This is a genomic window from Pseudokineococcus marinus (genome assembly GCF_013004605.1).
Lineage (GTDB): Bacteria > Actinomycetota > Actinomycetes > Actinomycetales > Quadrisphaeraceae > Pseudokineococcus > Pseudokineococcus marinus.
Genome location: NZ_JABEMA010000087.1, coordinates 1 through 11,529 on the forward strand (window position 1 = coordinate 1; position 11,529 = coordinate 11,529).

Genomic DNA, 11,529 nt, shown 5'->3' on the forward strand with positions numbered 1-11,529 from the left:
CCGGTGCGCGCCGGCCTCGTCGCCGCGGCCGAGGGCCGCGGCCACGGCGGCGAGCTGGCTGCCGTCGGCGGGGCGGCGCGCCGGGTCCTTGCGCAGGCAGACCTCGACGAGCTCGCGCACGCCGTCCGGCACGTGGTCGGGCAGCGGCGGCGGTGCGTCGTTGACCTGGGCCATCGCCACGGCCACCTGCGAGTCGCCCGTGAAGGGCCGCTCGCCCGTGAGCATCTCGTGGGCCACGACCCCGAGGGCGTAGACGTCGCTGGCGGGCAGCGCGGGCCGCCCCATCGCCTGCTCCGGCGCGAGGTACTGGGCGGTGCCCATGACCTGGCCCGTGCGGGTCAGGGGCGCCTGGTCGCCCGCCCGGGCGATGCCGAAGTCGGTGACCTTGACGTCCCCGTCGGGGGTGATGAGGAGGTTGCCCGGCTTGACGTCGCGGTGGACGACGCCGGCGGCGTGCGCCGCGCCCAGGCCCGAGGCGGCCTGGGCCATGACGCGCACGGCGCGCAGCGGGTCCATCGGCCCCTCGCGGGCGATGAGGTCGGACAGGGGCGCGCCGGGCACGAGCTCCATGACGAGGTACGCCGAGCCCTCGACCTCGCCGTAGTCGTAGACGCCGGCGATGTTCGGGTGCGACAGCCCCGCGGAGTGGCGGGCCTCGGCGCGGAAGCGCTCGAGGAAGCCGGGGTCGCCGGTGAACTCCTCCTTGAGGATCTTCACCGCGACCTCGCGGCCGAGGACCTCGTCGCGCGCGGCCCACACCTCGCCCATGCCGCCGACCGCGACCCGGTCGACCAGCTCGTAGCGCCCGAGCACGTCACCCGCGGAGGGCCTCATCGTCCGATCACCGCTTCCACCACCTGGCGCGCGATCGGCGCCGCCGTCCGGCCGCCGGAGGCCTCGCTGCCGGCGTCACCACCGTTCTCCACGACCACCGCCACCGCGACCTGCGGGTCCTGCGCCGGGGCGAAGGCCGTGAACCACGCGTGCGGGTCCTCCGGGGAGCCGTCGCCGTCCGTGTCGCCCACCTCCGCCGTCCCCGACTTGCCGGCGACGTCGACGCCGCTGATCTGCGCCGCGGTGCCCGTCCCGTCCTGGACGACGAGCTCCATCATCTCCGTGAGCGCCGCGGCCGTGTCCTCCGACATCGCGCGGCCCAGCTCGCGGGGCTCCGGCGCGTCGACGACGGACAGGTCCTCGGCGTTGACCGAGGCGACCATCTGCGGCGCCATGAGCACGCCGTCGTTGGCGACGGCCGCGCTCACCATGGCCACCTGCAGCGGGGTCACGCGCACGCTCCCCTGGCCGATGGCCGCGAGGGCGCGCTGGGGCTCGTCGAGGTCCTCGGGGTAGGTGCTCGGCGTCACGCGCAGCGGCACCTGCAGGGCCCGGCCGAAGCCGAGCTCGGCCGCCTCGTCGGCGACGGCGCCGTCGGGGAGCGAGAGGCCCAGGGAGCCGAAGGCGGTGTTGCACGAGATGCGCAGCGCGTCGGCGAGGGACACCTCGTCGCCGGGACCGCAGGCCTCGCCGCTGACGTTCGGCAGCGAGATCGTCGTCAGGGGCAGGGGCAGCTCGGCGGGGCCCGGCAGCACCGACTGGGGCGTGTAGTCGCCCGTCTCGAGGGCCGCCGCGGCCGTCACGAGCTTGAAGACCGACCCCGGCGGGTACAGGTCGCCCGCGACGGCCCGGTTGACCAGCGGGTCGGTGTCGTCCTCGAGCAGCCGCGCGTAGGCCTGGCGCACCTGCTCGGTGTCGAGGGAGGCCAGCTCGCCCGGGTCGTAGGACGGCGAGGAGACCATCGCCAGCACCCGGCCCGTGCTCGGCTCGAGGGCGACGACGGCGCCGCGCTGGTCGCCGAGGGCCGCCGCCGCGGCCTCCTGGACCTCGGGCTGCAGCGTCAGCTCGACGGAGGCGCCGGAGGGCTCTCGGCCGGTGACGAGGTCGGACAGGCGGCGGTAGAAGAGCTCGTCCGCCGTGCCCGCCAGCAGGGAGCCGAGGGCGTCCTCGACGCCCGTGGCGCCGTAGACGACGGAGTAGAAGCCCGTGACGTGCGCCCACGTCGCGGCGGACGGGGCGCCGGGGTACGTGCGGCGGTAGGCGATGGGTCCCTCGGCCGGCACGGACTCGGCGAGGACCTCGCCCGTCGCGGCGGTGATGGGCCCGCGGTCGCGGCCGAGCTCGGCGAGCAGCGTCCGGGAGTTGCGCGGGTCGTCGCGCAGGTCACCGGCGTCGACGAACTGCACCCAGGTCGCGCTGCCGAGCAGCAGGGCGAAGAGGAGGGCGACGACGAGGGAGAGGCGGCGCAGCGGGGTGTTCACACCGTCCTCACGATCTGCGTCTCGCTCGTCGCGGGCCCGGGGGGCGCCGGGGCCGGCGTCGGGGCGGGGCGGCGCGCGGCGTCGGAGATGCGCAGCAGGAGGCCGATGATGATCCAGTTCGTCAGCAGGGAGGAGCCGCCGGCGGCGAGGAACGGCATGGTGAGGCCGGTGAGGGGGATGACCCGCAGGACGCCCCCGGCGACGACGAAGCACTGCAGCGCGACGGTGAAGGCGAGGCCGCCCGCGAGGAGCTTGCCGAAGCCGTCGCGCACGCCGATGGCCGTCCGCAGCCCGCGCTCGACGAGGACGAGGTAGAGCGCCAGCACCGCGAAGAGACCGGCGAGCCCCAGCTCCTCCCCGAGGCTCGCGAGCACGAAGTCGCTGTTGGCGAAGGGGACGATGTCGGGCCGGCCGCGTCCGAGGCCCGTGCCCGTGAGGCCGCCGTTGGCGAGGCCGAACAGGCCCTGGACGAGCTGGTAGCTGCCGCCGGCGGCGCGGTCGTAGACCTCCGGGTCGAAGGGGTCGAGCCAGCCGGAGACGCGCTGCTGCACGTGGCCGAAGAGCTGGTAGGCGACGTACGCGCCGCCCGCGAAGAGCACCAGGCCGATGGCGATCCAGCTGACCCGCTCCGTCGCGAGGTAGAGCACGGCGACGAAGAGCCCGAAGAAGAGCAGCGACGTGCCGAGGTCCCGCTGCAGGACGAGGACGCCGACGCTGCCGGCCCAGGCGACGAGGATCGGCCCGAGGTCGCGGCCCCGGGGCAGCCGCAGACCGAGCACGCGGCGCCCGGCGAGGGAGAGCGTGTCGCGGGCCGTGACGAGGTAGCCGGCGAAGAACACCGCCAGGGTGATCTTGGCGATCTCGCCGGGCTGGAAGGAGAGCGGGCCGACGCCGATCCAGATGCGCGCCCCGTTGATGGTGCGGCCGAGCACGGGCAGCAGCGGCAGGAGCAGCAGGACGAGGCTCGCCGCCATGGCGACGAACGTGTACCGGCGCAGGAGCCGGTGGTCGCGCAGGGCCACGACGACCACGGTCGCCGCGACCACGCCGATGGCCGACCACAGCAGCTGCCGCGGCGCCTGCGCGGACCCCTCGGCGAGGTCGAGCCGGTGGATGACGGCCAGCCCGAGGCCGTTGAGCGCGACCGCCACGGGCAGGAGCACCGGGTCGGCGTAGGGCGCCCGCCACCGCAGGACGCCGTGGACGACGAGCGCCAGCGCGGCGAGGCCCCCGCCGTACTGCGGCAGGCCCGCGCTCCACTCCCCGTCGACCCCGAGGCCGACCATGCCGTAGGCGAGCACGGCCACGCCGACGGCGAGGACGAGGAGCAGCAGCTCGGTGCCGCGGCGGCTGCGCGCGGCGTGCTGGGTGACGACGGCCACGGCTCAGCCCTCCCCGTCCAGGGCGGCGCAGCCCGCGGGCACGTCCTCGCCGGCGGCGTCGTCGTCCGCAGCGGTCGACGTCGGCGTCGGGGAGGCGGTCGCCCCGGCGGTCGGTGCGGCTGTCGGTGCGGCGGTGGCGGCTCCGGCGGTGGGCGCCGCCGTCGGGGACGGCTCCGGCTCCGGGGAGGGCGCGGGGCACGCCTGGCCCAGCAGCGTCGCGACGACCCGTCGGGCCGCGGCGAGGTCGTCGACGGTGATGCCCTCGCTGACGGCGCCGCGGGAGACGGGGCGCAGGTCGCCGAGGTCGAGCCCGGCCTCCTCGACGACGGAGGACAGGCGCAGGGGACCGACGTCCTGCGGGAGGCCGCGGAAGACGGCGACGCGGCCGTCGGCGTCGGCGCCGACGAAGTACTGGTCCTGGCTCCAGCGCCACGCGGCGAGGACGCCGGCGACGAGGACGGCGAGGACCACGGCGCCGGCGAGCACGCGGGGCCAGGGGCCGCGACGGCGCCCGCCCCCCGCCGCGAGCGCCCCGGCGGCGCCGGCGGCCCCGCCGGTCCCGTCGTCCCCCGCGGGCGCCGGGCGGCCGAGGGCGGCCCCGCGGGCGGCGGGCGACGTCGCGTCGCCGGTGGGACGCGCGTGCTCGGCGGCGGCGGCGCCGACGACGGCCGTGTGGTCGGGCGGCGCGGTGCCGACGTCGACGACGTCGGCCACGACGACGGTGACGTTGTCGGAGCCGCCGCCGCGCAGCGCGAGCTGCACGAGGAGGTCGGCGCACTCGCCGACGTCGGGCACGCCCGTGAGCGCCTCGCGCAGCGTCGCGTGCCCGACCATCCCGGACAGGCCGTCCGAGCACAGGAGCCAGCGGTCGCCGGTGCGCGCCTCGCGGACCGAGGTGTCGAGCTCCTGGCTGGAGTCGATGTCGCCGAGGACGCGCAGGAGCACCGACCGCTGCGGGTGGTGCTCGGCCTCCTCGGCGGTGATGCGGCCCTCGTCGACGAGGTGCTGGACGAACGTGTGGTCGTGGGTGACCTGGGCGAGCTCGCCGTCGCGGAGCACGTACGCGCGGCTGTCGCCGATGTGGGCCAGCGCCAGGCGGTCCCCGCTGCGCAGCAGCGCCGTGACCGTCGTGCCCATGCCGGCGAGGGCCGGCTCCTCCCGCACGCGCTCGGACAGGCGGGCGGAGGCCCGCCGCACGGCCTCCTCGAGGTGCCCCAGGGCGTCGGCGCCGTGCGACTCGCCCTCGAGCCGGCTCAGCTCGGCCACCGCGATGGAGGAGGCGACGTCCCCGCCGGCGTGCCCGCCCATGCCGTCGGCGACGACGAGCAGGTGCGGCCCCACGTAGGCCGAGTCCTGGTTCGAGGACCGGACGAGGCCGACGTCGGAGCGCGCGGCGTAGCGCAGGGCGGTGGCCACGCCGCTACCGCCGCAGCTCGAGGACGGTGCGGCCGATGCGCAGCTGCGCGCCCGCCTCGACCGGCGCGGGCGCGCCCAGCGGCTCCCGGCCGAGCAGCGTGCCGTTCGTCGAGCCCAGGTCCTCGACCCACCAGCGCCCGTCGCGCGGGAAGAGGCGCAGGTGGCGCCCCGAGGCGTAGTCGTCCTCGAGGACGAGCGAGCAGTCCGGGGAGCGGCCCACGAGGACGGGCGCGGAGCCGAGTGCCAGGCCCGTCCCCCGCAGGGGGCCCTCGACGACGACGACCTGCCGCGGCACGGTGCGGTCCTCCGGCGGCGGGGCCGGTCGGTCGTCGCGCGCCGCCCGCGGCGGGCGGCCCGCACCGGCGGGTCGCCCCTCCGACGGGCGCGGGACGACGCGGGTGCCGAAGACGTCGCGCCGCAGGACGCCGACCACGGCGAGCACGAGCACCCACAGGAGCACGAGGAGCCCGAGGCGCAGGACGGTGTAGGTGAGCTCGCTCACCGGGCGGCCCCCGTCGTCCCGGTGCCGTCGTCGTCCCGGCGGCGGGTGCGGTCGCGGCTGGAGAAGGTGATGCGGGTGCGCCCGATGCTCACCACGGCGCCGTCGACGAGGGGGCCGGCGTCGACCCGGCGACCGTCGACGTAGGTGCCGTTGGTCGAGCCGAGGTCGCGCACGCTCGCCCGGCCGCCGTCGAGGCGGATCTCGACGTGCCGCCGCGAGACGCCCGGGTCGTCGACGACGACGTCGGACTCGCTGCCCCGCCCGATGACGGTGGAGCGGCCCGTGAGCTGGTAGCGCGTGCCGTCGACGTCGACCACGGGGTGCTCGGGCGTCGCCGTCGCCGCGGTGGCGGGGGCGATGGACCCCTTGACCCGCGCGCTGCGGACGGTGAAGACGCCCGTCTCGAGGTCGTCGTCGCGCTCGAAGGCGACCGAGACGGGGCCGAGGAAGGAGTAGTGCTGGGTGCGGGCGTGCTCGGTGACGGCGTCGGCCAGCTCCTCGCCGAGGGCGTCGTCCCACGTGGCGATGCGCTCGTGGTCCGAGGGGCCCAGGGCCACGGTGAAGGCGTTGGGGACGAGCGTGCGCTCGCGGCTGAGGACCTGGGCGGAGGTGTCGGTCTCCCGGCGCAGGGCGCTCGCGAGCTCGACCGGCTGCACCTCGCTCTTGAAGGCTCGGGCGAAGACGCCGTTGACGGCGCGCTCGATGCGCTTCTCGAAGCGGTCGAGGACTCCCACGCCGGCCTCCCTCCTGCCCGTCCGCTGCCGCACCTGCTCGGCGGCGATCGCCTGGCGCGCCACCCTAGCGACGACGTCCCACGGCACCGGGCGGCCACGCGGGGCGGCCCCGGACGGCGGCGGGTCCGCGGTCAGAGCCCCTGCGCGCGCTCGAGGGCGGCGTAGCGGCCGTCCGCGCCGAGCAGCTCGTCGCGGGGGCCGACCTCGCGGACCCGGCCGCCCTCGAGGACGACGATGCGGTCGGCGGCCCGCACGGTGGTGAGCCGGTGGGCCACGACGAGGGTCGTGCGGCCCCGCATGAGGCGGCCCAGGGCCTCCTGGACGACGCCCTCGGCCTCCGGGTCGAGCGCGGACGTCGCCTCGTCGAGCAGGAGGAGGCGCGGGTCGCGCACGAGCGCCCGGGCGATGGCGAGGCGCTGGCGCTGGCCGCCGGACAGGCGGGCGCCGCGCTGGCCGACGACCGTGTCCCACCCCTGCGGGAGCGCGTCGACGAAGCCGTCGGCGTTGGCGTCGGCGAGCGCCCGCCGCACCCTCTCGTCGGGCACGTCGACGAGGCCGTAGGTGACGTTCTCGCGCACCGACCCCTCGAAGAGCACGGGCTCCTGCGGGACGACGGAGACGTGGCGGCGCACGGTGCGCAGGTCGAGCCCGGCGGCGTCGGCGCCGTCGACGAGCAGGCGGCCGGCCGTCGGGCGCACGAAGCCCAGCACGAGGTTGAGGACCGTCGACTTGCCCGAGCCCGACGGCCCCACGAAGGCGACGACCTCCCCGGGCCGGACCTCGAGGTCGACCGCGGACAGCGCGTCCTCCTCGGCGCCGGGGTAGCGGTAGGAGACGCCCTCGAGCACGAGCCGGCCCTCGACGGCGTCGACGGCGCGACGGCCCTCGTTGACCTCGAGGTCGGGCTCGGCGAGCACCTCGGCGATGGACCGGACCGACTCCAGGCCCCGGGCGCCGACGGGCAGGAGCATGAGCAGGCTCGTCATCGCGCCGGTGATGAGCGCGAAGTAGGAGGAGAGCTGCACGACCTCGCCGGGGGTGATGGCGAGCAGCCCCGTGAGCGACGTCGACGCCGCGGCCACGAGGCAGACGACGCCGAGCAGCTGCAGGGAGACCCACGACGCGGACGCGAAGCGGCCGTTGAGCATGTCGAGGCGGAACCCCGCCTCGCGCACGTCGAGCGCACCCGTCGCGACGCGGTCGGCCGCGGTGCGCTCCAGCCCGTGGGCGCGCGTGATGGGCATGAGGACGGCCATCTCGCCCACGCGCGCGGCGAAGCGCTCGACCTCCTGGCGCAGGTCCTGGTTGCGCAGCCGCGAGCGGCGGCCGAGCACGTACCGCAGCCCCACGGCCAGCGGGACGGTGAGGGCGTACACCGGGAGGAACTCCGGCACGGCGACCGCCGTCATCACCACCGCGCCGACGACGACGAGCGCCGCCGACAGCAGCGGGTGGGCGATCTGGGCGAGCATGAGCTCGACGTTCTCGACGTCGCGCACCACCTTCGTCTGGACGACGGCGGCGCTGACGCGCGTGTGGAAGCCGATGGAGAGGGTCTGCAGGCGCTCGGTGAGGGCGTTGCGCAGGTCGGCGCCCACCGTGCGCACCGCGCCCATGTACCGCTTGGTGAACTGCACCATGCCGGGGTAGTTGACGGCGAGGGCCACGAGCGCCACGGCGGTCCACAGCCACAGCTCGCGCAGGGGCCCGCCGGCCACGAGCACGTCGACGACCCGCCCGGTGACGACCGGCATGAGCCACACGGGCGTCTCCTTGACGGCCATGCAGACGACGGCCGCGGCGACGCCCCGCCGGTGGGGCCGCAGGAGCCGCAGGGCCGAGCGCAGCGGACGCTCCCCGTCGAGGTCGGGCAGCGGTGCACGGGAGGTCACGCGCCCATGGTCACACCGGGAGGGGCCCGGTGGAAAGCGCTTGCATCGCCGTCGGGGCGCCGACCGCCGTCCCGGGAGGACCGCCCGCCCGGCCCTGACCGCCCGACCTGGCCGCCCCCTCCCGCGCCGCGGGCGCCTCCTCGGCGGCGGCGGGGTCGAGGGCGCCCCCGTGCTAGCGTTCACCCCGGCTCGCGCGAGTGGCGGAACAGGCAGACGCGCACGGTTCAGGTCCGTGTGCCCGAGAGGGCGTGGGGGTTCGACTCCCCCCTCGCGCACCGCGAGCAGGCAGCCCCGGACCGGTGGTCCGGGGCTGCTGCCGTCCCGACCGGGTGCCGCAGGCGCCCCGCCCCGCCGGCCCTCGCCCGCCGCTCCGCCGTCCTCGCAGGTAGCGTCGACGGCCTCGCCGCCCGCGACCCTCTCGACCTGTGGACCCCCGCCCGCTGCCCGAAGGAGCCCTCCGTGCCCCGCAGCCCGCTCCCCGGCGCGCACGCCGGCGCCGGCGCGACCGTGGGCCCCGCAAGCGGCCAGGGGCTGCTCGTCGCGGCGCTCGAGGCCGTGGACCAGGCGGTGTGCGTGGCCGACGTCACGGCGCCCGACGAGCCGCTGGTGTACGTCAACCCCGCCTTCACGCGCACGACGGGCTACCCGGCCGCTGACGCCCTCGGGCGCAACTGCCGCTTCCTCCAGGACGGGCTGGACGTCGGGGACGCGCCCGCCCGCATCCGCGCGCTGCTGCGGGCCGGGGCGTCCGGCGTCGTCACCCTGCCGAACCGGCGGGCGGACGGCGCCGTCTTCTCCAACGAGCTGTCCCTCTCGCCGCTGCGCGACGCCGAGGGCCGGGTCACCCACTACGTCGCCGTGCAGCGCGACGTCACGGCGCAGGTGGAGGCCGAGCGAGCCCGCGACGTGCTGCGCGCGGAGCAGGCGGAGATCGCCGACCAGCTCCAGCGCACCCTGGTGCCCGCGTCGCTGCCGCAGCTGGCCGGCTGCCGGACGGCGGTGCGCTACTCCCCGGCGACCCGGCCGGACGGCTCGCGCGGCGAGGTCAGCGGCGACGTCTACGACGTCCTGCCCCGCCCGGGCGGGGGCTGGTACGCCTTCATCGGCGACGTCTCCGGCCGCGGTCCCCGGGCCGCGGCGACGACCGGCGTCCTGCGGTGGGCGCTGCGCGGGGCGGCGGCCGGGGAGCGACGCCCGGGGCCGCTCCTGCGCGAGGTCGGCGGCGTCGTCCGCGACGCGATGGACGGCCGCTTCGCCACGCTGGCGCTCGTCGCCCTGCCGGCGGCGGACGGCGGGGTCGACGGCGGGGGGGCCCTCGAGGACGAGGTCGTCGTCGCGCTCGCCGGCCACCCGCGGCCCGTGCTGCTGCCCGCGGAGGGGCCGCCGCGGCTCGTGGGGCGCCACGGCTCCCTCCTCGGGCTGCTGCCCGAGGTCGTCGTCCACGAGGAGCGGGTGGCCCTGCGCCAGGGCGACCAGCTCGTCCTCTACACCGACGGCGTCACCGAGGCGATGGACGCCTCGCGGACGATGCTCGGCGAGGACGGCCTGCTGGCGGCGCTCGCGGCCCTCCCTCCCGCCTCCCGCCGCGGCCCGGGGACGGCGGGGCGGACGGCGGACGCCGTCCTCGCCGCCGTCGAGCGCCACACCGGCGGTGCGGGGTCGGACGACCTCACCCTCCTCGTCCTGGCCCGCGACGGCGACGGCTGACCCGCGGCGCCCTCCGCTCCTGACGACGCCTCCCCCGACGACCCCGCGTCCGGCGCTACGGTGTGCAAGCGCTTTCCGCCCTGGTCGGCGGACGTGACGGCGACGAGGACGGGGAGGTCCGGCGATGGCGACGAGGACGACGGCGGGGACGGACGCCCCGGAGCCCCGGAGCGGTGAGCAGCGGGCCGCTGGTCAGCGGACCGAGCGGGCCGAGGGCCGTGCGAGGACGCGCGTCGCCGTCGTCGGCACCGGCGGCGTGTCGGGGCTGCACGCCGAGGCCGTCGCGGCCGCGGACGACCTCGAGCTCGTCGGCTGCGCCGACCCCGACGTCGGCCGCGTGGCCGACTTCGCGGGGCGCTGGGGGGCGCCGGTGGCCGCGGCGTCGCTCGAGGAGATGCTCGACCGGCTGCAGGGGGCCGGCGGCGTCGACGTCGTCGCCCTGTGCTCGCCGCCGTGGCTCCACGCCGAGCAGGCGGTGGCCTGCCTGGAGCGGGACGTGACCGCGCTGGTCGAGAAGCCGGTGGCCCTCTCCCTGGCCCAGCTCGACGAGGTCGCCGCCGCGGAGGCGGCCAGCCGCGGGTGGTGCGCGACCGTGGCGCAGCACCGCTTCGGCGGCCGGGCCGTGGGCGTGCGCGAGATGCTCCGCCGCGGCGACCTCGGCCGCGTGGACGTCGCCCTGTGCGAGACGCTCTGGTACCGGCCCGACGCCTACTTCGCCGTCCCCTGGCGCGGGCGGTGGGACTCCGAGGGCGGGGGTCCGACGATGGGCCACGGCATCCACCAGGTGGACCTGCTCCTGTCCCTCGCGGGCCCGTGGCGCTCGGTGACGGCGCGGGCGGCCCGCCGCGCGCGCCCGACGGAGACCGAGGACGTGTCCACGGCGACGGTGGAGCTGGAGGACGGCGGGCTCGCGGTCGTCGTCAGCTCGGTGCTCTGCGCGCGCGAGACGAGCCGGGTGCGCCTGGACTGCGAGCGCGGCACGGTCGAGCTGGAGCACCTCTACGGCTACGACGACGACGACTGGACCCTCACGCCCGCGCCCGGGCGCGCGGAGGAGCTGGCGCCGGCGTGGGCGGCGACGGCGGGCGGCGGGCCGTCGGGCCACGCCGCCCAGTACCGCGAGGTGCGCCGCGCCCTGCTCGAGGGCCGCCCGCCGCCCGTCACGACGGCGGAGGCGCGCAGCACGCTCGAGCTCGCCGCCGCGCTCTACGCCTCGGCCGCCACGGGCGCCACCGTGGCCCGCGGCGAGGTGGACGCGTCTTCGCCGTTCCACGCGAGCATGCGGGGCGGCGCCGAGCCGAGCTGGTCGACGGGCGGCTGAGGCCGCCCTGCCCGGCGGCCCGCTCCGCGGGAGAGCCCCGCCCGCCCGCTCCGCGGGGGAGCCCCGCCCGCCCGCTCCGCGGGGGGTGCTCAGCCGGCCCGCTCCGCGGGGGTGAGCACGGCCATCTCCGTCGTGGAGACGTCGTCGGCGGGCGGCGTGCCGTCGGACCACCGGTCGCCGCCCGCGCGCTTGGCGGCGTACATGGCGGCGTCGGCGCGGGCGAGCAGCGCCGCGGCGTCCTCGCCGGGGCCGGCGAGCGC

The 11,529-nt window shown here is 77.5% G+C and carries 9 protein-coding genes and 1 tRNA gene; 3 read left to right on the plus strand and 7 right to left on the minus strand.

Annotated features, from left to right (window positions below; genetic code table 11):
* From HLB09_RS07725 to HLB09_RS07755, 7 genes are all read right to left on the minus strand, one after another.
* A partial coding sequence (locus HLB09_RS07725; RefSeq protein ID WP_171202814.1) for a serine/threonine-protein kinase occupies positions 1–834 on the minus strand: 834 nt, incomplete at its 3' end.
* Positions 831–2,315, minus strand: coding sequence for a peptidoglycan D,D-transpeptidase FtsI family protein (locus HLB09_RS07730; protein WP_171202815.1), 1,485 nt, complete (start codon positions 2,313–2,315; stop codon positions 831–833). The genes HLB09_RS07730 and HLB09_RS07725, both read right to left, overlap by 4 nt.
* Entirely contained in the window at positions 2,312–3,697 is a 1,386-nt protein-coding gene (locus tag HLB09_RS07735; RefSeq protein ID WP_322790070.1) for an FtsW/RodA/SpoVE family cell cycle protein, read from the minus strand. The genes HLB09_RS07730 and HLB09_RS07735 overlap by 4 nt, the downstream gene beginning before the upstream one ends.
* 3 nt (positions 3,698–3,700) lie before the next feature.
* Positions 3,701–5,113: a PP2C family protein-serine/threonine phosphatase gene (locus tag HLB09_RS07740; RefSeq protein ID WP_171202816.1), complete on the minus strand. Its 1,413-nt coding sequence runs from the start codon at positions 5,111–5,113 to the stop codon at positions 3,701–3,703.
* Positions 5,114–5,117: 4 nt separating this feature from the next.
* Positions 5,118–5,615, minus strand: coding sequence for an FHA domain-containing protein FhaB/FipA (locus HLB09_RS07745; protein WP_171202817.1), 498 nt, complete (start codon positions 5,613–5,615; stop codon positions 5,118–5,120).
* Complete coding sequence (locus tag HLB09_RS07750) at positions 5,612–6,412, minus strand: DUF3662 and FHA domain-containing protein (RefSeq protein ID WP_322790071.1); 801 nt, start codon at positions 6,410–6,412, stop codon at positions 5,612–5,614. The genes HLB09_RS07745 and HLB09_RS07750 overlap by 4 nt, the downstream gene beginning before the upstream one ends.
* 68 nt (positions 6,413–6,480) lie before the next feature.
* Positions 6,481–8,241 carry an ABC transporter ATP-binding protein gene (locus HLB09_RS07755; RefSeq protein WP_212770728.1) on the minus strand — a complete coding sequence of 587 codons (1,761 nt, stop codon included), beginning with the start codon at positions 8,239–8,241 and terminating at the stop codon, positions 6,481–6,483.
* Between the two features lie 191 nt (positions 8,242–8,432).
* Between HLB09_RS07755 and HLB09_RS07760 the strand changes: the two genes are divergently transcribed.
* The 3 genes from HLB09_RS07760 to HLB09_RS07770 all read left to right on the plus strand — a co-directional run bounded on the left by HLB09_RS07760 (position 8,433) and on the right by HLB09_RS07770 (position 11,269).
* Positions 8,433–8,516: transfer RNA gene (locus tag HLB09_RS07760), tRNA-Leu, on the plus strand.
* A 184-nt stretch (positions 8,517–8,700) separates the two neighbouring features.
* Entirely contained in the window at positions 8,701–9,948 is a 1,248-nt protein-coding gene (locus tag HLB09_RS07765; RefSeq protein ID WP_171202818.1) for a PP2C family protein-serine/threonine phosphatase, read from the plus strand.
* 124 nt (positions 9,949–10,072) lie between these two features.
* Complete coding sequence (locus HLB09_RS07770; protein ID WP_171202819.1) at positions 10,073–11,269, plus strand: Gfo/Idh/MocA family protein; 1,197 nt, start codon at positions 10,073–10,075, stop codon at positions 11,267–11,269.
* Positions 11,270–11,529 lie beyond the last annotated feature (260 nt).